Source organism: Dehalococcoidia bacterium, assembly GCA_030018455.1.
Lineage (GTDB): Bacteria > Chloroflexota > Dehalococcoidia > DSTF01 > JALHUB01 > JASEFU01.
In genome coordinates, this window is record JASEFU010000002.1 from 248,193 (window position 1) to 270,032 (window position 21,840).

19 protein-coding genes and 1 pseudogene are annotated in these 21,840 nt (G+C 66.7%); 1 reads left to right on the forward strand and 19 read right to left on the reverse strand.

What is annotated here, in order from left to right; translation table 11 throughout:
* Positions 1-59 precede the first annotated feature (59 nt).
* The gene (locus QME71_04615; protein MDI6857583.1) at positions 60-368 is read left to right on the forward strand and encodes a DUF167 domain-containing protein; all 309 of its coding nucleotides are present in this window, start codon (positions 60-62) and stop codon (positions 366-368) included.
* Positions 369-374: 6 nt separating this feature from the next.
* Here the strand turns inward: QME71_04615 and QME71_04620 are convergent, their stop codons facing one another.
* The 19 genes and pseudogenes from QME71_04620 to murF form a co-directional block, all read right to left on the reverse strand.
* The gene (locus QME71_04620) at positions 375-626 is read right to left on the reverse strand and encodes a YggT family protein (GenBank protein ID MDI6857584.1); all 252 of its coding nucleotides are present in this window, start codon (positions 624-626) and stop codon (positions 375-377) included.
* A complete protein-coding gene (proC, locus tag QME71_04625) occupies positions 623-1,435 on the reverse strand; it encodes a pyrroline-5-carboxylate reductase (protein MDI6857585.1) in 813 nt (270 codons plus the stop codon). The genes QME71_04620 and proC overlap by 4 nt, the downstream gene beginning before the upstream one ends.
* An 11-nt stretch (positions 1,436-1,446) precedes the next feature.
* Positions 1,447-2,211 (reverse strand): YggS family pyridoxal phosphate-dependent enzyme, encoded by a 765-nt coding sequence (locus QME71_04630; protein ID MDI6857586.1) that lies wholly within the window; start codon positions 2,209-2,211, stop codon positions 1,447-1,449.
* A 10-nt stretch (positions 2,212-2,221) separates the two neighbouring features.
* Positions 2,222-2,476: a hypothetical protein gene (locus QME71_04635; protein ID MDI6857587.1), complete on the reverse strand. Its 255-nt coding sequence runs from the start codon at positions 2,474-2,476 to the stop codon at positions 2,222-2,224.
* Positions 2,477-2,509: 33 nt separating this feature from the next.
* Positions 2,510-4,903, reverse strand: coding sequence for a vitamin B12-dependent ribonucleotide reductase (locus tag QME71_04640; protein MDI6857588.1), 2,394 nt, complete (start codon positions 4,901-4,903; stop codon positions 2,510-2,512).
* Positions 4,904-5,082: 179 nt separating this feature from the next.
* Positions 5,083-7,791: a vitamin B12-dependent ribonucleotide reductase gene (locus QME71_04645; protein MDI6857589.1), complete on the reverse strand. Its 2,709-nt coding sequence runs from the start codon at positions 7,789-7,791 to the stop codon at positions 5,083-5,085.
* A 68-nt stretch (positions 7,792-7,859) separates the two neighbouring features.
* Positions 7,860-8,150, reverse strand: a complete 291-nt coding sequence (locus QME71_04650; GenBank protein MDI6857590.1) for a hypothetical protein — start codon at positions 8,148-8,150, stop codon at positions 7,860-7,862.
* 241 nt (positions 8,151-8,391) lie between these two features.
* A pseudogene (gene nrdR, locus QME71_04655) lies at positions 8,392-8,832 on the reverse strand (transcriptional regulator NrdR).
* Positions 8,833-9,201: 369 nt separating this feature from the next.
* Positions 9,202-10,272, reverse strand: coding sequence for a cell division protein FtsZ (ftsZ, locus tag QME71_04660; protein ID MDI6857591.1), 1,071 nt, complete (start codon positions 10,270-10,272; stop codon positions 9,202-9,204).
* Positions 10,273-10,300: 28 nt separating this feature from the next.
* Positions 10,301-11,545, reverse strand: coding sequence for a cell division protein FtsA (ftsA, locus tag QME71_04665; GenBank protein MDI6857592.1), 1,245 nt, complete (start codon positions 11,543-11,545; stop codon positions 10,301-10,303).
* A gap of 73 nt (positions 11,546-11,618) precedes the next feature.
* Complete coding sequence (locus tag QME71_04670; GenBank protein MDI6857593.1) at positions 11,619-12,383, reverse strand: FtsQ-type POTRA domain-containing protein; 765 nt, start codon at positions 12,381-12,383, stop codon at positions 11,619-11,621.
* Positions 12,370-13,449: a D-alanine--D-alanine ligase family protein gene (locus QME71_04675; GenBank protein MDI6857594.1), complete on the reverse strand. Its 1,080-nt coding sequence runs from the start codon at positions 13,447-13,449 to the stop codon at positions 12,370-12,372. The genes QME71_04670 and QME71_04675 overlap by 14 nt, the downstream gene beginning before the upstream one ends.
* A gap of 1 nt (position 13,450) precedes the next feature.
* Complete coding sequence (gene murB / locus QME71_04680; GenBank protein MDI6857595.1) at positions 13,451-14,374, reverse strand: UDP-N-acetylmuramate dehydrogenase; 924 nt, start codon at positions 14,372-14,374, stop codon at positions 13,451-13,453.
* A 3-nt stretch (positions 14,375-14,377) separates the two neighbouring features.
* Entirely contained in the window at positions 14,378-15,805 is a 1,428-nt protein-coding gene (murC, locus tag QME71_04685) for a UDP-N-acetylmuramate--L-alanine ligase (GenBank protein ID MDI6857596.1), read from the reverse strand.
* Positions 15,802-16,908, reverse strand: a complete 1,107-nt coding sequence (gene murG / locus QME71_04690) for an undecaprenyldiphospho-muramoylpentapeptide beta-N-acetylglucosaminyltransferase (GenBank protein ID MDI6857597.1) — start codon at positions 16,906-16,908, stop codon at positions 15,802-15,804. Before murG ends, murC begins: the two co-directional genes overlap by 4 nt.
* Positions 16,905-18,038 (reverse strand): putative lipid II flippase FtsW, encoded by a 1,134-nt coding sequence (ftsW, locus tag QME71_04695; protein MDI6857598.1) that lies wholly within the window; start codon positions 18,036-18,038, stop codon positions 16,905-16,907. The genes murG and ftsW overlap by 4 nt, the downstream gene beginning before the upstream one ends.
* A gap of 47 nt (positions 18,039-18,085) precedes the next feature.
* Positions 18,086-19,492 carry a UDP-N-acetylmuramoyl-L-alanine--D-glutamate ligase gene (gene murD, locus QME71_04700; protein MDI6857599.1) on the reverse strand — a complete coding sequence of 469 codons (1,407 nt, stop codon included), beginning with the start codon at positions 19,490-19,492 and terminating at the stop codon, positions 18,086-18,088.
* A gap of 10 nt (positions 19,493-19,502) precedes the next feature.
* On the reverse strand, positions 19,503-20,465 hold the full coding sequence (gene mraY, locus QME71_04705) for a phospho-N-acetylmuramoyl-pentapeptide-transferase (GenBank protein MDI6857600.1): 963 nt from the start codon (positions 20,463-20,465) through the stop codon (positions 19,503-19,505).
* 2 nt (positions 20,466-20,467) lie between these two features.
* A complete protein-coding gene (gene murF / locus QME71_04710; GenBank protein ID MDI6857601.1) occupies positions 20,468-21,832 on the reverse strand; it encodes a UDP-N-acetylmuramoyl-tripeptide--D-alanyl-D-alanine ligase in 1,365 nt (454 codons plus the stop codon).
* Between the last annotated feature and the right edge of the window lie 8 nt (positions 21,833-21,840).

Genomic DNA, 21,840 nt, shown 5'->3' on the forward strand with positions numbered 1-21,840 from the left:
TCTCCCTGCTCCCCCTGACCGCGCGATTCATAAGTCCGATGGTTGAGCGGCGCGGGCGCGTGGGCGAAGATAGGCGCATGGCGGACGTGACGCTCAAGCTGCGGGTGACGCCCAGGGCACGATCGACGGAGATCGACGGCTGGGACGGCGAGACGGTATCGATGCGGGTTACCGCTCCTCCCGAGCGGGGGAAGGCCAACGAGGCGGTGCTGCGCCTGCTGGCAGACGCGCTGGGCGTTCCCGTGTCGTCGCTGCGGCTCGTGCGCGGGCGGGCTTCGCGCGACAAGCTGGTGGCGGTTGACGGGCTGGCGACGGAAGAGGTTCGGCGGCGGATGGAGCGTTGTATCGCTGAGAGGAATGGCGGGTGAAGGGGGCTAGGCGTAGCTTGCGACCAGCCGCTGTATGAGTATCAGTATCAGTATCGCCACCATCGGCGTGATATCGATCATCCCCAGTCGCGGCACGACGCGCCGCAGCGGCTCCAGTATCGGCTCCGTTATCTGGTCGAGGGCGTTCACCAGGGGGTTTCGCGGGTCGAGCATGAACCACGAGAGGACGGCGCGGATGAATATGGCCGCGATCATGATGGAAGTGAAGATCTCGACGAAACGCACCAGCAAGCTCATGTTGCAGGACCGCTCCCTAAAGACTTCGATTTCTCGTACGCCGCGATGAGCGCCTCGGCGATGGCCGCCCGCACTCCCGCCGCCTCGAGCGCCAGCAGCCCTTCCGCCGTCGTGCCGCCGGGCGTCGTGACGAGTGCGCGAAGCTCAGCCGCCGTTTTCCCGCTTTCCCGCGCGAGGCGGGCGGCGCCGGCAAAGGTCTGCACCACCATCTCCGCCGCCGCCTGACGCGGCACTCCGATGTGGACCGCGCCGTCGATGAACGCCTCCATGAGCACGAAGACGAAGCCGATGCCGCTCCCCGATACCGCCGTCGCCATGTCGATGTACCTCTCGTCGTCGAAGTAGACCTCGCTCCCCAGCGCCCGCAGGAGGCCGCCGACCCGCTCTCGCGCGTCCGACGTCACGTCCGCTGCCGCCGTCCACGCGGTCGCGGCTTCGCCCACCTGGGCGGCGGTGTTGGGCATCGCGCGCACGACGGCAAGATGGCGGAGGGCGCCGCGAATTGCGCCGATAGTGATGCCGGCCATGATGGACAGGACGGTCTGCTCCGGCTTCAGCTTGCCGCTCAGCTCCGCGGCGGCGGCCGGGAACTGCCCCGGCTTGACGGCGAAGACAACGATGTCAGCGCCCTCGAGCGCCTCGACGTTGCCGGAAGCGGCGGTGACGCCGTAGGCGTCGCGCAGGTGCCGCAGCCGCTCCGGCGCGACGTCGGCGACGACGATATCGGATGGCCGGACGGCATTCTCCCGCAGGAAGGCGCTCACCATCGCCTCCGCCATCGTCCCGCCGCCGATGAAAGCGATTCGCATTTCTTCTCCTGTCACCCCTCGCTCGGACGCGGCATCTCGAACGCGTTCGGCCGCTCCCCAAAGATGGCGCGTCCAATGCGGACCATCGTTGCCCCTTCTTCGATCGCGACCTCGAAATCGTCCGTCATCCCCATCGACAAATGCAGCAGGCCAAGCGACCGCGCGAGTTCCCGTAGACGCCGGAAGACGGGGCGCACGCGTTCAGGGTCGTCTGTGATGGGGGCGACGGTCATGAGCCCGAGGACGTCGATGTTCGGCAGCGCGCGCGCCCGCGCCAGCACCCCGGGGGCGTCGTCGGGCGCGAGACCGAACTTCGATTCCTCGCCCGCCACGTTCACCTCGAAGAGGACGGGCACGGGCGCGCGCGCCTCCCGCGAGACCAACTCCGCCAGACGGAGCGAATCCACGCTGTGGATTATATCAAACACCCTCAGGGCTGTCTTTACCTTGTTCGACTGCAGGTGCCCCACCATGTGCCAGCGCGGACGCTCGACAAGCGACTGCTCGAGACCGGCGCGCGCCCCCAGCGCGGCCGCCGCCTCGAACTTGGTCGCCGCCTCCTGGACGCGGTTTTCGCCCAGGTCGCGGAGTCCCGCCTCGTATGCTGCGACGACGGCGCTCACAGGGAACCCCTTGGTCACGCCGACGACCGTCACCTCGTCGGGGGAGCGCCCCGAGCGCTCGCAGGCGGCGGCTATGCGCTCCCTGAGCCGCCGCAGGTTGCCGGCGATGCGCTGCTTCAGGTCGAGGAAGGCGACGTCGTCGGCTAGTGTCATATCGGGAAGCCTACCGTTTGGGGGGAGTGAAACGTCTTCGTTCCCAGCGGGCGACCGCCAGGGCCGCCAGCAGGAGCAGGGCGATGGGTATGAGGGCGAGCACGGGGTTCACGAGGAACAGGTATATCACGAGGATGAGTCCTGCCATCGCCGCGAAGAGGGCGAGCAGGGGCCACATGAGCACCGCGAAGGCGGCGCGCGTCAGGACCAGCACGTCGAGGCAGCCCGGCGGCTTCTCCTCGGGCGGCTTCTGCTCGTAGTACAAGGGCCCTGTCCCTTTCTCCGGCGGCGCCGGCCGTTAGCCGCACTTCTCGTAGCCGCAGGAGCGGCACACAAGGCACCCCTCTGCGAACACAAGGAGCGAGCCGCAGTCAGGGCACGCTACCCCCGTGCTGATGTCCCCCGTCTGGGCCCGCGACCCGCCGGTGTGCGCCCCCTTTCGCGCCCTCGCACGACGGCGCCGCGCCGGCCGCTCCTCGCCGAAGCGCTGCTCCAGCCAGCGGAAGATATAGTCGACAATTGACGTCGCTTGCGGCAAATCGGGGTTGTTCGTGAAGCCGTGCGGCTCGAAACGCACGCCGCCGAACTTCCGCGACAGGTCCTCGACCGGCACGCCGTACTGCAGCGCGAGCGACGTCAGCACCGCCACCGAGTCCATGAGACCCCGTATCGTTGAGCCTTCCTTGGAGATGGTCACGAAGACCTCGCCCGGCTTCCCGTCCTCGAACAGGCCGACGGTGATGTACCCTTCCTGGTCGCCGACGCGGAACTTGTGCGTTATCGATTCGCGCTCGTCCGGCAGGCGGCGGCGGTAGGGTTGACCGGGCCTGCGCTCGGGTAGGGGCGCCGGCGCCAGCAAGCGCTCGGCGGCGGCGGCCTCCGCCTGCTCGGGGCCGCGCGTGGTCGCGTGCGACAGCACCTGCAGCTCGCGCGAGCGGTCGCGGTATACCGTTATACCCTTGCAGCCTTCGCGGTAGGCTAGCAGATAGGCCTTCTCGACCTCCTCGACCGTGGCGTCCTGGCGGAAGTTTATCGTCTTGCTGACGGCGTTGTTCGTGTGGCGCTGGAAGGCCGCCTGCATGCGCACATGCCACTCGGGCGTCACGTCGTGGGCGGTGACGAAGACGCGCTGCGCCCACTCGGGCACGTTGGAGCGGCCCTTCAGCGGGCGGCCCGCCGCCAGCTCATCGATGAGGCGCCTGGAGTAGAAGCCGTTTTCGCGCGCGGCCCGCTCGAAGTGCTGGTTGATCTCGGTGAGCTGGACGGTGCGCTCCGGGCGCCTCGGATCGAGGAAATGCTGGCGGGTGAAGGCGAGAGCGAACGCGGGCTCGATGCCGCCCGAGCAGTCGGCGATTATGGAGAGCGTGCCGGTGGGCGCCACCGTCGTCCGCGTCGAGTTGCGGAGGCGGCGCCCGGAGCCTTTGCGGGCGTAAATGCTGCCCTCCCACGCCGGGAAGACGCCCCGCTCGCGCGCCAGTTCTTCAGAGGCGTCGTCCGCTTTCTCCTGGATGAAGGCCATCATCCGCTCACCGAGGCGCAGCGCCTCTTCCGAGTCGTAAGGGATGCGTAGCTGGAAGAGGAGGTCGGCCCAGCCCATGACGCCGAGGCCGATCTTGCGCGTCTTCTTTGTCATTTCCTCGATCTGGGGCACAGGGTAGCGGTTTACGTCGATCACGTCATCAAGGAAGCGCACGGCGACGGAGATGGTCTCGTTGAGCGCCTCCCAGTCGACATCGAGGGTGGTCGTCCCGTCGGTCGCCCGTGCGCCCCTCTTCCGCTTGACGAACTTCGACAGGTTGATCGAGCCCAGGTTGCACGACTCGTAGGGCAGCAGCGGCTGTTCGCCGCAGGGGTTCGTCGCCTCGATGGCGCCGAGGTGCGGTGTCGGGTTGTCCTTGTTCACGCGGTCGAGGAAGACGAGGCCGGGGTCGCCGTTGAGCCAGGCGTTCTCGACGATCATGCGGAAGATGTCGCGGGCGCGGCGGCGTCCCGTCACTTCGCCGGTGCGCGGGTTGACGAGGTCGTACTCCTCGTTGCGTTCCACCGCCCTCATGAACGGCTCGTTGACGGCGACGGAGATGTTGAAGTTCGTGAGCGTCTGCATGTCGGCCTTGACGGTGATGAACTGCTCGATGTCGGGGTGGGTGACGGAGAGGATCGCCATGTTGGCGCCGCGGCGCGTGCCGCCCTGTTTGATCGCCTCTGTCGCCGCGTCGAAGACCTTCATAAAGGAGACGGGGCCGCTGGCGAGTCCCGCCGTCGTGCGCACCATATCGCCGGCGGGGCGCAGGCGGCTGAACGAGAAGCCGGTGCCGCCGCCGCTTTTGTGGATGATCGCCATGTCGCGTATCGCCCCGAAGATCTCCTCCATCGAGTCGCCGACGGGGAGGACGAAGCATGCGGCGAGCTGCTGGAGGGGGCGGCCGGCGTTGCCCAGCGTAGGCGAGTTGGGGAGGAAGCGGAGGTCGGTCATGATGTCGTAGAAGCGCGCCTCCCATTCCGCCGTCTGGGCGGGCGACGCGCCGTACGCCGTCTCCGCCTCAGTGATGGCGTGAGCGACGCGACGGAAGAGCTCACCCGGCGTCTCGATTATCCGTCCGCGGTCGTCCTTCGCCAGGTAGCGTCGTTCCAGCACGACGCGGGCGTTTTCGGAGAGCTGGACGCCCTCGCGTTCTTTGACTGCTTTCGCCATGGTTCACCTCCGACGCGCGCCGGCTTCCTGCCGGTCCTGCGGGAGTCTCATCACTTCAGTTTATCACTTCGCCGGCGGGGACGAAGTGGCGTCCCCGAGGGCTCGAGGACGCCACTTCCGGAACCCGCCGTCGGCCTAACTGGTGGCGGGGGAGGGGAACTGGCCGGCGGCGACCAACTCTACGAGCACCCGCTCGTGCTCCCGCAGTTCTCGCAGCGATAGCACGTGCCGCTGCGAGTCATTATCCAGCCGCAGTTCATGCACGGCGGCGCGTCGTCCTGGCCGTTGCGCCCGCCGCCGTTCACCTCGATCACAAACTGGCCCTGGTGCGCGTACTCCGCCGCCAGCCGCGCCCGCACCTCCTCCGACAGGATGCCCAGCTCCGCCTTCTCGTCCTCGCTCAGGAACTGCGACCCCAGCCAGCGGAACACGTAGTCCACCACCGATTGCGCCACCGGTATCTCGCGGTTTTGCGTGCGGCCCGCAGGCTCGAAGCGCATGTGGCTGAACTTGTTCACCAGGTCCTTCAAAGGCACGCCGTACTGCAGAGTGAGCGATATCGAGGTGGCGAAAGCGTCCATCATCCCCGAGATCGTGCTCCCTTCCTTCGCCATGGTGATGAATATCTCCCCCGGCGACCCGTCCTCGTACGTGCCGACGGTGATGTACCCTTCGTGCCCCTCGATGGAGAACTTGTGGGTGATGGAGTGGCGCGTGTCGGGGAGGCGGCGTCGCACCGGCTTCTGCTTCGGCGCTTCGCCGCCCTTGTCCGTGCTCACCGGCTGGGTCCGCTTCGAGCCGTCGCGGTAGACGGCGATCGCTTTCAGCCCTTGCCGCCACGACTCCACGAACGTCTCCATCACCTCGTCGACGCTTATGCTGTTGGGCAGGTTGACCGTCTTGGAGATGGCGCCGGAGATGAACGGCTGCACGGCCGCCATCATCCGGACATGCCCCATCGGCTCGATGCAGCGCGTTCCCTTCGTGCAGAGCGCGCAATCGAAAACGGGCAGGTGCTCCTCTTTGATGTGCGGCGCCCCTTCCATGTGCCCTTCGGCGTCGATGTGCGCCACGATCTCCTCGATCTGCTCGTCCGAGTAGCCGAGGCGCCGCAGCGCGATGGGGACGATACGGTTCACCATCCTGATCATGCCGCCGCCGACGAGCCGCTTGTAGCTCACGAGGGCGATGTCGGGCTCGATGCCCGTCGTATCGCAGTCCATCATGAACGCGATCGTGCCCGTAGGCGCGAGGACGCTGACCTGGGCGTTGCGGTATCCGTGTGTCCTGCCCAGCTGGAGCGCCTCGTCCCAGGCGGCGCGCGCCGCTTCCGAAAGGTTTTCGGGGAGCAGCGAGGCATCCACCTCTTCCAGCGCTCGGGCGTGCTTCTCGATTACGCGGAGCATGGGAGCGCGGTTCTTTTCGAATTCGGCGAACGGCCCCATGCGCGCCGCCAGTTGCGCCGACGCGACGTAGGCGTGGCCGGTCATCAGGGCGGTGACGGCGGCGGCGAAGGCGCGGCCGGCGTCGGAGTCGTAAGGGAGGCCGAGCGCCATCAGCAGCGCGCCCAGGTTGGCGTAGCCGAGGCCGAGGGCGCGGAAACGCTCCGCGTTCTCCGCTATCTTGGGCGTTGGGTAGGCGGCGTTGCCGACGATTATTTCCTGGGCCGTGATCATGACTGCCACCGCCTGCCGGAACGCCTCGACGTCGAACCGGCCCGCCTCGTCGAGAAACCGCATCAGGTTGAGCGAGGCGAGGTTGCAGGCGGAGTCGTCGACGTGCATGTACTCGGAGCAGGGATTGGAGGCGTTGATGCGGCCGCTGTTGGGGCAGGTGTGCCACTCATTGATCGTGGTATCGAACTGCATGCCGGGGTCGCCGCAGGCCCAGGCCGCCTCCGCGATCTTTCTCAGCAGGTCGCGCGCGGGCAGCGTCTCCAGCGTCTGGCCGGTGGTGACCGCCCGCAGCGCCCACTCTTTGTCTTCGACGGCCGCCCGCATGAACTCGTCGGTGGCGCGGACGGAGTTATTTGCGTTCTGGAACTGTATCGATGTCCATGCCTCGCCGTCGAGCGAGAGGTCGTAGCCGGCCTCGCCCAGGGCGTAGGCCTTGCGCTCCTCCTTCGACTTGCACTCGATGAACTCGATTATGTCGGGATGCTCGGCGTTGAGAATGACCATCTTCGCTGCCCGTCTTGTTTTTCCGCCCGACTTGATGGAGCCGGCGATAGCGTCGGCGCCGCGCATGAAGGAGACGGGGCCGGAGGCGAGACCGCCGGTCGAGAGGGGTTCGCGCGAGGAGCGCAGGCGCGAGAGGTTGACGCCGGAGCCGGAGCCGCCCTTGAAGATCATCCCTTCTGTGCGGCACCACTCGAGGATCGAGTCCATCGTGTCCTCGACGGAGAGGATGAAGCAGGCGGAGCACTGCGGCTTCTCTTCCACGCCGACGTTGAACCAGACGGGGCTGTTGAAGGTCGCGGTCTGATGGAGGATGAGATGAGTCAGCTCGTCGGAGAAGGTCTGCGCCTCGTCCTCCGTTGCGAAATAGCCGTCTTTCCTCCCCCAGGCGGTGATCGTATTCACGACGCGGTCGATGAGCTGGCGGACGCTGGTCTCGCGCTTGATCTCGCCGTGGCGGTGGTGGACCACCGTGTCGCTCACAAGCGGCCCGCGGAAATACTTGGAGACGACGACGTTGGTCGCCCGCTGCGACCACTCTTTCGGCATCTCGACGTCCTGTTGCTCGAAGACGGGCTGCCCGTCCTCGCCGATGATCACGGCGGTGCGGATCTCCCACTCGATTTCGTCGTAGGGGTGCGTGCCGGGGCGCGTGAAAAAGCGCTTGATTCCGATAGCCGCCGCGGATGGTCTGTCTGTTACCGTCGTCATGACTCGCCGCCGTTCAAGAATCGTTATGCCTGCGGATGAGAGAAGCGGCCCTCGAAGAGGGTAGTTCGCTACTGGCCCGATGCTATGGAATGTGGCTGCTCCCCGACCACATACCGGAAGCGGTATATCTCCCTACGCTCACCGTCGGCGTCGTACAGGCGGAAGCGCATGTACTTGCGCTCGAGTTCGAGCCGTCGCCCGTCGTCCAGCTCCATGAAGAGGGGCGCGCTCGTCTTATCGATGAGATAGGTATCGATAGCGGGCCGGAAGGTGATCTCCGGCCGCTCCTCACTAACGTCGCCGACGCCGGAGGCAATGAGCTCTCCGTCGCCGTTCAGCACTCGACATTGATGTGACACTTCGCCCCCCTTCCATCGCGTCTCAAGGGATTATCTCCTGGGCCGCCTCATTCGACTGACGGAGAGGCGAGTCCTTTCGCCCTACCGGCAACCGACGAGGCGGCCCCGCTCTTCGCCCTGCCCGGCGGGCCGTGCCTCTTCTTGCTGTCAACGCGCTAAAGCTGGCGGGCCGCGCGAGCGCGCCCAGGTCTTCTTCGGGGATAAGCGGCGGCTGCTGCCCGCCGCGCGTCCCAGCCGGCGTTTCTTCCAGAATGCGCAGCTCGTCCTTGAGCTCGTCGATGTCCTCGAACTGGCGGTAGACGCTGGCAAAGCGGATGTACGCTATCTGGTCGAGGCCGCGCAGCTCTTCCATCGCCATCTCGCCGATCTGCCGGCTGGAGACCTCCGCCATCCCCTGCTCGTAGAGCGCCGACTCGATGCCGTCGACGATCGCCTCCAGCCTGCCGATGGCGAGCGGCCGCTTCTCGCAGGCCTTGCGTATGCCGAGGAGGAGCTTCTCGCGCGTGAACTCCTCGCGGCGGCCGTCCTTCTTCACCACCATGAGTCCGGTGGCCTGCGGGCGCTCGTAGGTGGTGAAGCGCTCGCCGCAGGAGACGCACTCTCGGCGACGGCGAACCCCCTCGTCGCTTTCACGCGAGTCGATGACTCTCGAGTCCTGAAAGCCGCAGTAGGGGCAGCGCATCCTCCGGCTACCGTCCCTTCACAAACTAGAGACAACCCTGTTGATAGCACAACATCTTGTGCCTGTCAAGCTTTTTCTTTCTATATATTGTGGTAAAGTTGTCAAACCGTTTTGTCAATTCGGTCAGATTGAAGGGTGTGGCGCGTAGATTCAGGGCGTCATCGACATAAAGTTGAGGATGACCGTATAATGGCGTATGAAAGATTTGTGAAGGATGACGGCCGCGGGCGGCGCATCTCCCCGAACGCCACCCGCGGCCCCAGCGCCTCGCTCTCCACTCAGTGAGGCGCTTTCAGCTCCCGAATCCTTTCGGGGACCTGGTTGCTCGGCTGGACAGATACCTCCTTTCTATCCAGTATTTGCGCCCCCTTACCGCAACGAGACCGTGCGGCGAAGGAAGGTTGGCAACTCTGTGTCTCCTATCGTCTGAAGGGGCTGGACGTGGAGTTGTCTGATCCGCGTCTCCCCCGCCTCCGTCGTCTGGCTCTCGGCGGGCGTGAAGCCGGTGGCGATGAGCGTTACCTTTATCTCGTCGCCCAGGTCGGGGTCCGTCGCCGTTCCAAAGATGACCTCGGCGTCGGGGTCGACCACCTCGGCGATGACCTGCGCCGCCATATTCAGCTCGTGCAGGCCGATGCTCCGCGACCCCGTCACGTTGAACAGCACTCCTTTGGCGCCGCTGATGCTGGTATCGAGGAGGGGGCTCGTGATCGCCGCTCTCGCCGCCTCGACGGCGCGGTTCTCCCCCGAGCCGCGGCCGATGGCGAGCAGGGCGGGGCCCGCTTCCGCCATGATCTTGCGCACGTCCGCGAAGTCGAGGTTGATGTCGCCGGGGACGGTGATGATCTCCGATATGCCCTGGATGGACTGACGGAGGACTTCGTCGCCCATGCGGAACGCTTCGGGGACGCTGACGTCGGGGCTGCATACCGCCAGCAGGCGGTCGTTGGGGATGACGATGAGCGCGTCGACCTTGTCGCGGAGGTGGGTGATGCCGTCCTCCGCCTGGAAGCGCCGCTTCGCGCCCTCGAAAGCGAAAGGTTTGGTGACGATGGCGATGGTGAGGGCGCCGGCCTCCCGGGCGACCTCGCCGACGATGGTGGAGGCGCCGGTACCGGTGCCGCCCCCCATGCCGGCGGTGATGAACACCATTTCCGCGCCCTTGACGGCGTCGAACAGCTCCTCGCGGCTTTCTTCGGCGGCGCGCAGCCCCTTCGCGGGGTCGCCGCCCACACCGAGGCCTTTCGTGAGCCGGTCGCCGATGCGTATGCGCACCTGGGCCTCCGTATGGGCGAGCGCCTGCGCGTCCGTGTTGACGGCCACAAGCTGCACCCCCGGGATCCGTTCCGATGCCATGCGGCTGACAGCGTTGCAGCCGCCGCCTCCCACCCCCACGACCTTGATGGGAGGAAGATTGTCTGTTCCCTCTCTTAGCGTCACCGTCGCCTCCTTTCGTCTTGCTTTCGGATTACTCCGGGATCAGCACCCTTATAAACTGGCCGAAGCGTCGGAAGATGCCGCCCAACGCCAGGTTTGCGCCCGAACGCTTCCCCTCGTAAAGCAGGCTGTTCTCTTTGAGCGCCCACTGCAACAGGCCTACGCTCGTCGCGTAGGCGGGGTCGGACAGCGTCTCCGATAGCCCCTGCAAATGGCCCGGCACGCCCACCCGCACCGGCAGCCCCGTGATCTGTTCCGCCAGAATATCGATGCCACGCAGGTTCGCGGTGCCGCCCGTCAGCACGACGCCCGCCGACAGTATGTCGTCGTGCACGGAGCGCTTGACCTCGCCCATCACCATCTCGATAATCTCCTCGCTGCGGGCCTGCAAGATCTCGCAGAGCCGGCGCCGCGGCACCGTCTTCTGGCGCTCCGAGCCGAAGCAGTCGAGATCGACCGAATCGTTCGCGTCCACCATGCTGGGGATGGCATGCCCGTGGCTCGCTTTCGCTTCTTCGGCGACGTGGTAGGGGCAGCGCAGCCCGACGACGAGGTCGCGGGTGAGATGGTTGCCGCCCACAGGGAGGACGGCAGTGTGATGGACGGCGCCCTCCAGGAAGAGCGCTATCCCCGTCGTGCCGCCGCCGATGTCGGCGACGACGACGCCCTGCTTCTTCTCCTCCTCTTCGAGCACCGCCTCGGCGCTTGCCAACGGCTCCAGTATCAGGCTTTCGACCTCGACGGCGGCGCCCTCGACGCACTTGCCGATGTTCTGCATCGCCGTCACGGAAGCGGTCACGATGTGCGTCTCCACGTCCAGCCGCTGGCCGTGCATGCCGACGGGGTCGCTGACGGTGTCCTGCCCGTCGACGACGTAGCGCCGGGGCACGGCGTGGAGCACCTCACGGTTGGAGGGCAGGTTGACGACGCGGGCGGCTTCGAGGACGCGGTCTATGTCGTCGACGGAGATGGGATGATGACGGTCGGCGATAGCGGCGATGCCGCGGCTGTTGAGCGATTGTATGTGCGAGCCGGCGATGCCGACGTGCGCGGAGAGGATGCGCGTGCCGCTGGAGCGCTCCGCCTTCTCCACCGAGTCACGTATCGACTGCGTGGCGTCGCGGATGTTATCGACCATCCCGCGGCTGAACCCTCTCGCCGGTGAGACGCCCACGCCGAGGATCCGCAGCGAGCCCTCTTCCACTACCTCGCCCACGACGGTGCATACTTTGGTGGTGCCGACGTCGATTGCGGCGATGGTGCCGTTTCTTGCCACCTCGGGTCCCTCCTTCCTGAGTTGCCGCCCACCCCGGTGCGGGCAACCCTTGCCTTCGTCATCCGCCGGCCTGCTATTGAAAGGAGATCGTATCTCCGAACCGCAGGTCGACGGCGTGGACCTCTAATCCTTCCTTGCGCGCTTTCTCCAGCAACACGTAGAGGGCGCTTACCTTGTAGTCGAGGTCGCGGCCGTCGCCGAAGGTGGCGCGCACGCCGCCTTCCAGAATCACGGTGAGGCCGCTCCCGTCGCTGTACTCCAGGCCGGTGACCGCGCGCCCCAGGGAGCGCGGGCTAGATTTGATGAGTTCTTTCGCGAGGGCGACGGCGTTCGGGTCGATGCGCTCCCCCGGAAGCCAGCGCCGCTCGCTATCGATGTGCACTATCGTCGGCGCCTCCTCAGGCGGGCGGGTGTTGTCGAGGACAAATCCCTCGTCGTCGATGACGTAAAGCTGGTCCTTCACCTGCCAGTAGCCCCAGGGCTGGCGCTCCTGCACCCTAAGCACCGCCTTGCCCGGCCAGCGCCGTTCCACCGATACGTCCTTGACCATCGGCAGCGCCTTCAGCCGCGTTTCTGCTCCGGCAGAATCGAGAAGGAATAGCATCTGCCCCTTGAGGCCCGACGCCTCGGCGAGGAGCGCCGGGTCGATGGTCTGCGCGCCCACCACTTCGACCTGCGTCACCTTCAGCAGCGGCGACTGGCAGGCGAACCAGCCGAGCGCCGTCACCGCAGCGAGCAGCGGGAGGAGCAGCAGGGCGCGCCACAGGCGTCTGTGACTGCCCTGGCCGTCGCGCGGCGCGGGCCGCCGCCGTCGCTGCTGATAGCTATAGCGACGCAAGCTCCCTCCTTCGCCGGAAGCGTTCCATGCCCAGCTCGACCAGCCGGGTGATGAGCCCCGCATACGAAAGCCCCGCCTCCTGCCACAGGCGCGGGTACATGCTGCCGGGAGTGAAGCCCGGTACTGTGTTCAACTCGTCGATGTAGAGCTGGCCCGCGGGCGTCAGGAAGCAGTCGACGCGCGCCATCCCCGAGCAGTCGATTGCCCGATAGGCGGCGACGGCGGTCTCCTGGATGCGCGCCGTCAAATCGGGCGGGAGCCGGGCGGGCGCTATCAGCTCTGTCGAGCCGTCGAGGTACTTCGCCTCGTAGTCGTAGAACTCGCGCTGGTAGCGGATCTCGCCCAGCGGCGACGCCTCCGGCTCGTCGTTCCCCAGCACAGCGCACTCGATCTCGCGGCACTCCACCCCCTGCTCGATTATTAGCTTGCGGTCGTAGCGCAACGCCTCGAGCACGGAGTCGGCGAGGTCTTCGCGGGAACGCACCTTGCTTATGCCGACGCTGCTGCCGCCGTTGCACGGCTTCACGAAGACGGGGTAAGAGAGGACGCTCTCGACCTCGGCCGCGACTGCCTTCGGCTCCCGCTCCCACCGCGTCTCCGTCACGACGACGTAGTCGACGACGGGGAGCCCGGAGGCCCGGAGCAGCCCCTTCATGAATGCTTTGTCGAGGCCGACGGCGCTCGCGCCCACTCCAGCGCCGACGTACGGGATCTCCGCTAGCTCCAGCAGGCCCTGTAGCGTCCCGTCTTCGCCGCCGGGGCCGTGAATGAGGGGGAACGCCACATCGATGTCGCGCAGCACGGCGAGCGCCTGCGGCCTCGCCAGCAGCCCCCGCGACTCGCCGAGGCGGAGCGTCTTGCGGTAGGGCTCCGACGGCTCGTCAAGCTGCGCCTGCGTCTCCGACGGCGTGAGCCAGGCGCCCGCTTTGGTGACGCCGATGGGCGCCACTTCGAAGCGTTCCCTGTCTGCCGCCGCCATCACGTGCTGCGCCGACACCACCGACACCTCGTGCTCGCCGGAGGCCCCGCCGAATATGACGCCCAGGCGAGTCTTTCGCGCCGTCATGTCAGAAACCCTCTCCCACCAGCGCCACCTCCGGTTGCAGTTTGACGGCGAACTCAGCCAGCACGCGCTCCTGCGCCAGCTCCATCAGCGCCTTGACGTCGGATGCGCGCGCCTTGCCGACGTTCAGAATGAAGTTCGGGTGTTTCTCCGAGATTTCGGCGTCTCCGATGCGATAGCCGCGCAGCCCCACCTGGTCGATCAGCCACCAGGCGGGGTACTCACGCGTGTTCTTGAATATGGAGCCGGCGCTGCGGCCCCGCGGCTGCGATTCCGACCGGCTCCTGTCGAACTCCCGCATCTGGCGCACGAGGTCATCGGGATCGCCGGGGAAGAGGCCGATCTCGGCCCAGAGGATCACCTGCCCGGCGAAGAGCCGTCGGGTAAAGGCGCTCTCGCGGTAGCCGAGGCCGAGGTCGGCGGCGCTGAGGATGTGTCCCCTTCCCCGCGCGTCGACCATGCCCACGCGTTTGAGCACGTCGGCAAGCGAGCACTCGTAGGCGCCGGCGTTGTAGACTACGGCGCCGCCGATAGTGCCTGGAATGCCGCCCGCCCATTCGAGGCCGCTGAAGCCTTTGGCCGAGAGGTCGCGGGCGAGCTTCGCCAGGGGCATTCCGGACTCGATCCGGAATACGCTTCTGCCGTTACTGCTCGCTTTCGGCCCCTGGACCTGTCGCGCCCTGTTTTCAGCCGTTACGCCGCGTATCCCAAGCTCGCCGACGAGGATGTTGCTGCCGGCGCCCAGTATGAACAGGGGAGTGTCATGGCGGTGGCAGAGAGCGACCAGGCGCCGGAGACGCCTTGCGCTGTCGACCGTGACGAACGCGTCGGCGGGGCCGCCGATGCCGAAAGTGGTGTGGCGCGATAGGGGCTCGTCCAGCCGGACTTCGCCTATCCTGCGCAACGCCGCGATCAACTTCTCGTCCATGAGCTAGGGATGCGTCCTTTCCTTCTCCCGGAGCCGTTGCAGCACCAGCGGGCCGACGCGGTCGACGTCGCCGGCGCCGATGGTGAAGAAGACATCGCCTTCGCGGAGTGCCTTCGCCGCCTCATCCGCCGCCTCCTCGAAGGTGGCGACGTAGCGCGCCTTCGGCTTGACCACCTGCCTCGCCAGCTCAGCGGCGTCGATCCCCTCGGCGATGGCCTCGCGGGCGGCGTAGGTCTCGAGGATGAACAGACGGTGCAGCCCGTGGAAGCAGGCGCGGAACTCCTCGAGCAGGTAGAGCGTGCGGCTGTAGGTGTGGGGCTGGAAGACGGCTATGAGGCGCCGCTTAGGGAAGCGCTCGCGGGCGGCGGCGATGGTGGCCCTGATTTCTGTCGGGTGGTGGGCGTAGTCGTCCATCACGGTGACGCCCGCCGCCTCTCCCACGAGCTGGAAGCGGCGTCCGGCGCCCCGGAACTCGCGCACCGCTTTCTGCATCACCGCCAGGGGCACGCCCGCGTAATGTCCGACGGCGATGGCCGCCAGGGCGTTGCTGACGTTGTGGCGGCCGGGTATCCGGAGGTGGAACTCGCCGTAGGGGCGACCCTCGTGGCCCACCAGGAACTCGTGCTCTCCTCCCGGTAGTTTGCCCAGGTGGGAGACGACCCAATCGACAGGCGTCTTCAGCCCGTAGAACTCGACCTGCGAGGTCTGGAGCGGCAGCGGCGGTGATTTGCCGCGGCCGAGCATCTCGGCGGTTACAGGGTCGTCGGCGCAGGCGATGATACGGCCCTGCGGGGGTACGTTCTTGAGGAACTGCGCGAAGGCCGACTTCAGTTCGTCGAAGGTGCCGTAGAAGTCGAGGTGGTCGGGCTCGATATTGGTGACGACGGCGGTCTCCGGCTCGTAGCTCAGGAAAGCGGCGTCGAACTCGTCGGCCTCGACGACGATATGGGGGCCGTCGCCGGCGCGGGAGTTCGTCGCCAGGTTAACGACGTCGCCGCCGACGAGGAACGTGGGTGAGAGGCCGGCCTCGACGAGCATCAGCGACACGAGGGAGGTGGTCGTCGTCTTGCCGTGCGTGCCGGCGATAGCGATCGAGCGCTTTCCTTCCATCAGGCGCGCGACCATGTCCGCACGTTTGACGACGGGGATGCCGCGGCGCCGCGCCTCGTTGATCTCCGGGTTGTCTTTCGTCGCCGCGGACGTGGTGACGACAAGCTCGGCGTTGTCCACATACTCGGCGCTGTGCCCCTCGTGGACAGCGGCGCCGCGGGCGGCAAGACGCTCGGTGAGCGCGGAGAGACGGAGGTCGGAGCCGCTGATCTCGTGGCCCCGCGTGAGCAGGATATCGGCGATAGCGGACATGTGCACGCCGCCGATGCCGACGAGGTGGATCCGTCGCGGGATGGGCCGGCTGACGCTTGGCTCCGTCATCGCTTCCGCTTCTCTTGCGCGATCTCGATCAGCAGATCGGCTATGCGTTCGGCGGCGTCCGGCTGCGCCAGGCTGCGCGCCGCCTGCGACATCTTCTTCAGGCGGTCCTCGTCGTTGAGGAGCCGTTCAATTTCTTCCTTCGCCAGCGCGAGGTGGCTGTTCGTCAATGTGAGCGCCGCGCCTTTCTCGCTGAGGTAGCGGGCGTTCTCCTTCTGGTCGGAGAAGGGGCCGGGGATGAGGACGGCCGGCAGTCCGAGGGCGGGCAGCTCGCCGAGGGTCGAGGCGCCGGCGCGGGTAAGGGCGAGGTCGGCGGCGGCCATCGCCCAGGGCATCTCGTCGCGCAGATAGCGGTAAAGGTGGTAGCGGCCGGCGAGTTCGGGGGGCAGTTTGTCGCGCAGGCCGGCGAGCCAGGTGTAATCGGAATCACCGGAGATGTGGATGACTTGACATAACGCCACTAGCTGCGGGAGGTGCTCGGCGGCCATCTTGTTGATGCTGTGAGCGCCCTGGCTGCCGCCGGCGATCAGAAGCGTCTTGCGTGCGGCATCGAGGCCGAGGCGCTCGTAGGCCTCCTCTCGGGCGGCCGCGGTGAACGCTTTGCGCACCGGATAGCCGGTGACGCGCGTCTTTCCGGCGGGGAGATAGGGGAGCGAGGCCTCATTCGTGACGGCGATGACGCGGGCGAGACGGCCCATCAGACGCACGGCCCATCCCGGACGTATATCGGGCAGGTAGACGAGAAGGGGACGACCTGAAAGCTTTGCGGCGATGGCGACGGGGACGCTGGCGTAGCCGCCGGTGGCGAACACGACGTGGGGCCGGAAGCGCTTGAGGAGCCGGCGGGCTTCGAGGGTGCCGAGAGAGAGGTTGAAGACGCTGCGCATGAACTGCCAGGGGGAGCGGCCGCGAAGGGCGCCCGCCCGCACCGTCCGAAACGGCACGATCTCCGACGTCATGAGTTCTTCATCGAGCCGCCCCCGAATGCCGATGTACAGCAGTTCTAGGGGGCCGTTGCCGGAAAAGCGTTGCTGCAGGGCGGCGGCCACCGCCAGGGCAGGGTAGACGTGACCGCCGGTCCCTCCGCCGGAAAGCACTACTCTCATGCCGGCTCCCTCTCTGGTTCGCGCCTGACCGCTGGCCGCGGGACCCGTTCCCTCTGTCGCGCCTGTCGCTTTCCGTACCTCGAGACACTGAGCAATATGCCAACGCCGGCGAGCATCGCCGCGAGGGCGGAGCCGCCGAAGCTCAGGAAGGGCAGGGGAATGCCGGTCATGGGTATCGTCCTCGTTATGCCGCCGATGTTGATCAGCGCCTGGTAGGCAATCCACGTGGTGATCCCCACGGCGAGTAGGGCGCCGAAGTTGTCGGGGGCGTTCACCATCACCCGAATGCCGCGGTAAACAAGGAGCGCGAAGAGGACGATGACGAAGGTGGCGCCGATGAAGCCCATCTCTTCGCCAATGACTGCGAAGATGCCGTCGGTGTGGGCGCTCGGTATGTAGAAGAACTTCTGACGGCTGGCGCCGATCCCCAGGCCGCTGATGCCGCCGCTGCCGAGGGCGATGAGAAGCTGGAGGATGTGGAAGCCGCGCCCGGCGGGGTCATCCTCGGCGGAGATGAATGCGAATATGCGGTCCATTCGATACCCGCCGCTGAGCACGAGGAAGCTGGCGGTGACGCCGCCGATGGACAAGAGCGTGAAAAGATGGGTTAGAGCGCCGCCGGCGATGAAGAAGAGGGTCACGGTTGTCAGGACGATGATGATGGTGGTGCCCATATCGGGCTCGGCCATGACGAGTCCGGCGACCATTCCCACCATGATGACGAAAGGCAGGAAGCCGGTGAGGAAGCTCCGGAGCTTGAGTTGCCTGCTGGAAAGCCAGGCGGAGACGTAGATGATGAGAGCGAGCTTGGCGAACTCGCTCGGCTGGATAGGCGGTAGCGGCCCGAGCGCGATCCAGCGTTGCGCACCATACCTCTCGACGCCGGTTCCGGGGACGAGGACGGCGGCGAGCCCGATTAGCGCTCCGAGCATGAGCAAAGGGCTGACGGCGCGCAGCCGGTGATAGTCCATCCGCATGAAGGCGATAAGCAAGGCGGCGCCGATTACGGCCCATATGGCCTGACGGGTGACGAAGTAGTAGGGGTTGTCGTATTCGAGGCTGCCGAGGGCGAAGCTGGCGCTGTACACGGTGATAAGGCCCAGCACGACCAGTATCAGCACGAGGCTGATGATGACCGAGTCGGGCTGGCCGGCGCGCAGGCGAGTAGTCTCGGCGGTTATGGCTGCTGCCCTCCTTGCCGTGCGAGTTCGAGAACGAGGCGGCGGAAGTGCTCGCCGCGTTCCTCAAAGTTGTCGTAGGCGTCGAAGCTGGTAGAGGCGGGCGACAGCAGGACGACGTCGCCGGCTTTGGCGGCGGCGCGGGCCGCCGCGACCGCTTCCTCCAGGGATGCGACGCTCTCCATGTGCAGCGCTTTCTCGGGGGCGACGACCTCGCCCGCGGCCCGCGCCGCCGCCACCAGCGTCTCCCTCGCCTCCCCGAAGAACACCGCCGCTCGGCATCGACGCCGCATCTCTCTCATCATCTCCTCCAGCGGCAGATGCTTCTCGCGACCCCCCAGCAGCAGCACCAGCGGCTCCTTGAACGACCGCATCCCTGCCAGCGTCCGCTCCGGCGTCGTCGCGATGCTATCGTTGTAGTAGCGCACGCCGTCGATCTCCGCCACGAACTCCAGCCGGTGCGGGACGGCCTTGAAGTCGCGCACCGCTTTCGCGATATCCCGTGCGTCGACCCCGGCTTCGGAGGCCACCGCCGTCGCGGCGAGCACGTTGGACACGTTGTGCTCGCCTCGCAGCGGTATGTCGCCGACAGCCATCACCCGCTCCTCGCGGCCGCCGGCGCGCCGGACGACCTGCCCGTCGCGCGTGAACGCCCCGTCGCCCTCGAAACCGCCCCGCAGGCCGAAGCGCACGACCTTCCCCCGCGCCTTCGACGCCATGAGCCGGCTCTGCTCATCGTCGTGGTTCATCACGGCAACGTCGTCGCCGGTCTGATAGCGCAGGATGTTCTCCTTCAGCGCCAGGTACTCCGGCCAGCTATACTGGTCGAGGTGGTTAGGCGTGACGTTAAGCACGCAGGCTATGTGCGGGCTCTTCCCCGCCAGCTCGAGTTGGGTGTGGCTCATCTCCAACACCACCAGCGTGTCGGGCGTGATCTCATCCAGCAGCGCCAGCAGGCCCACGCCGATGTTTCCGCCCACAACGTGACGCTTCCCTGCTGCCGCCAGAATTGCCCCCGCCAGGCTCGTCACTGTTGTCTTGCCGCTGCTGCCCGTGACGCCGATGACCGGCCCCGGACACAGCTCCAGGAAGAGCCGCGTCATCGAGCTCAGGGGCACGCCCTTCTCTCGGGCGGCCGCGAGCGCCGGTATGCGCAGCGGCACCCCCTGCGAGACGAACACGATATCGGCCGCGACGGTGTCCGCGGGGTCGTTGGCACCGAGGGCGAGCCTTACGGGCAGGCCGTCGAGCTCACGCAGGCGTGGCGCCAGCCGGTCGGCCGTCCTGACGTCGCTTACGGTGACGTCGGCGCCCTGGAACACGAGGTATCGCGCCAGGTCCACGCCCTCGATGCCCAGCCCCACCACCGTCACCTTCTTGCCCCTGAGTTCCGGTTTATCTGTCATAGCATTTTAACTAATCTGTCAAGGCCAGCGCTATACCTAACAGGCCTCCAACCATGCCAATTAACCAGAATCTTGTGACGATCTGCGGCTCCGACCAGCCCATAAGCTCGAAGTGATGGTGCAGCGGCGTCATCCGGAAGATGCGCTTCCCGCCGCTCAGCCGGAAATAGGCGATCTGGATCAGCGTGGCCGCGCCCTCGAGCACGAAGACGACGCCCACGACAGGCAACAGCAGCCACCAGCCGGTCATCAACGCCACCACCGCCAGCGTCGAGCCGAGCGCCAGCGCTCCCGTGTCGCCCATGAACAGCCGGGCGGGATGGGCGTTGTACCAGAGAAATCCCAGCGTCGCCCCGACGACCGTGAGGCAGAAGGTGGCGAGAAAGTCCTGCTCCTGGAGGAAGGCGATGACCCCGTAGACCGCGAACGCGAGCGCGGTCGTGCCGCCTGCCAGCGCATCGAGCCCGTCGGTGATTGCCACGGCGCTTGTGGTCACAAGAAAGATCACCACCGCCGTGGGAATGTACCAGAGCCCCATGTTGTACTTGCCGAGCGCGGGCACGTTGATACTTTGCGCTTCGAGCCCGTAATAGAGCACGAGCGCCGCGCTCAGTCCCAGCGCCAGCAGCAGCCCCACTTTCAGCCGTTTGTTCAGCCCCCGACCGTCGCCGCGCCCTTCCAGCGTGAGAAAGTCATCGATAAGTCCCAGGGTGCCGGTAGCGACGATGATGCCGAGAGGAAGAAAGATCGATAGCTTATCGAAAAGGTTCGTCGGCGCCGTCACCAGGAAGACCGTCCCGAAGATCAGTAGCCCGCCCATTGTCGGAGTACCCGCCTTCACGGCGTGCGATGCCGGCCCGAGGGCGGAGATACGCTTCCCCCAGTTGCGGCCGCCCAGGAAGTTGACGACCCAGTGTCCGGCGATGACCGACACCACGAACGCGGACGCTCCGACAAACAGCGCGTATACCATGTCTATCCTTTCAGCTCCGGGAGCACCGTCTCCAGCTCCAGCGCCCGCGATGCCTTCAGGAGCACCACGTCGCCCTTGTCCAGCTTTTTCGCCACCGCGCGCGCCGCCTCCTCCTTCGTCGCCCAGTCCCGCACGGCCTCGTGTCCGCCCCGGCGCGCCTCATCGGCGATGATCCGTCCTAGCTCTCCCACCGTGTGCAACTCGTCGACGACTCGCGCCGCCTCTCTGCCCACGACCCGGTGCCCTTCTTCCTCCTGCGCCCCCAGTTCCCGCATGTCGCCCAAAACGGCGATGCGTCGCCCGGGAACGTCTGCCAGGAGCGCGAGGGCGGCGAGCATCGACGCCGGGCTGGCGTTGTACGTGTCGTCGAGGATGACGGAGCCTTTGCGCCCCCTGTACACTTTCAGCCGTAGCTGCGACCGCGCCTGCGACAGGGCGTCGGCTACCTCCTCCAGCGTCATCCCTTCCATCAGGCCGACGGCGGCGGCGGCGAGGAAGTTGTGCAGCAGGTGGGGGCCGGGAAGCCTCGTTTGCACCCGCGCCTTCCGGCCCTCGCGCTCGATATCGAACGAGAAGCCGCGCAGTCCGCCGCTCTCCAGCCCGGTGCCGCGCACGTCGCATCCTTCCGACGCTCCGTACAGGAGGACCGCCGCCCGCGTCCGGCCGGACATTGCCCTGACGCGCGGATCGTCGCCGTTGAGGACGGCGTACCCGTCCGCGGGCAGCGCTTCGACGAGCTCCGTCTTCGCCTCCGCTATCGCCTCGATGCTGCCGAGGCGCGCCAGATGCACTGGGCCCACGTTCGTCACCACGCCAGCGTGCGGCAGCGCTATCCCGCACAACTGGCGGATCTCGCCCGGCGCGTACATCCCCATTTCGAGGACGGCCCGTTCGTGGCGTCGTGTCAGCTTGAGCAGCGTCAGCGGCAGGCCAATCTCGTTGTTGTAGTTCGCCTCGTTCTTCAGCACCCGGTAGCGGCGCGACAGGACCGACGCGGTTATCTCCTTCGTGGTTGTCTTGCCGACGCTGCCGGTTACGCCGATGACCCGGACGGGGAAGCGTCGCCGGCGTCCGGCCGCCATCATCTGCAGCGCCTGGAGCGTGTCGCCGACGACGTAGACGGCAACGCCTTCCGGCCTGCTCGCCGGCGGGCGCCGTACGAGCAGACCGCGCGCGCCCAGCGACAGCGCATCGCCCAGGAAATCGTGCCCATCGTGTCGCTCTCCCTTCAGCGCGACGAAGAGGTCGCCGGGGCGCACCTGCTTGGAGTCGGTGACCACCCGTGAAAAGCGGGCGGGTATCTCCCCCGCCTTATCGAGAAGGACCGGCCGCAGGCTGCTCTCGACCTCCACCGCCCTTATCATCATCCCGCCTC

Bases quoted from the DNA above. Each gene is read 5' to 3' on its own strand.
- QME71_04630 (MDI6857586.1), bottom strand. From the start codon at position 2,211: ATGACACTAGCCGACGACGTCGCCTTCCTCGACCTGAAGCAGCGCATC.
- QME71_04640 (MDI6857588.1), bottom strand. From the start codon at position 4,903: ATGGCGAAAGCAGTCAAAGAACGCGAGGGCGTCCAGCTCTCCGAAAAC.
- murC (MDI6857596.1), bottom strand. From the start codon at position 15,805: ATGACGGAGCCAAGCGTCAGCCGGCCCATCCCGCGACGGATCCACCTC.
- murF (MDI6857601.1), bottom strand. From the start codon at position 21,832: ATGATGATAAGGGCGGTGGAGGTCGAGAGCAGCCTGCGGCCGGTCCTT.
- mraY (MDI6857600.1), bottom strand. From the start codon at position 20,465: ATGGTATACGCGCTGTTTGTCGGAGCGTCCGCGTTCGTGGTGTCGGTC.
- murG (MDI6857597.1), bottom strand. From the start codon at position 16,908: ATGAGAGTAGTGCTTTCCGGCGGAGGGACCGGCGGTCACGTCTACCCT.
- proC (MDI6857585.1), bottom strand. From the start codon at position 1,435: ATGCGAATCGCTTTCATCGGCGGCGGGACGATGGCGGAGGCGATGGTG.
- murD (MDI6857599.1), bottom strand. From the start codon at position 19,492: ATGACAGATAAACCGGAACTCAGGGGCAAGAAGGTGACGGTGGTGGGG.
- QME71_04645 (MDI6857589.1), bottom strand. From the start codon at position 7,791: ATGACGACGGTAACAGACAGACCATCCGCGGCGGCTATCGGAATCAAG.
- murB (MDI6857595.1), bottom strand. From the start codon at position 14,374: ATGGACGAGAAGTTGATCGCGGCGTTGCGCAGGATAGGCGAAGTCCGG.
- QME71_04675 (MDI6857594.1), bottom strand. From the start codon at position 13,449: ATGACGGCGCGAAAGACTCGCCTGGGCGTCATATTCGGCGGGGCCTCC.
- QME71_04620 (MDI6857584.1), bottom strand. From the start codon at position 626: ATGAGCTTGCTGGTGCGTTTCGTCGAGATCTTCACTTCCATCATGATC.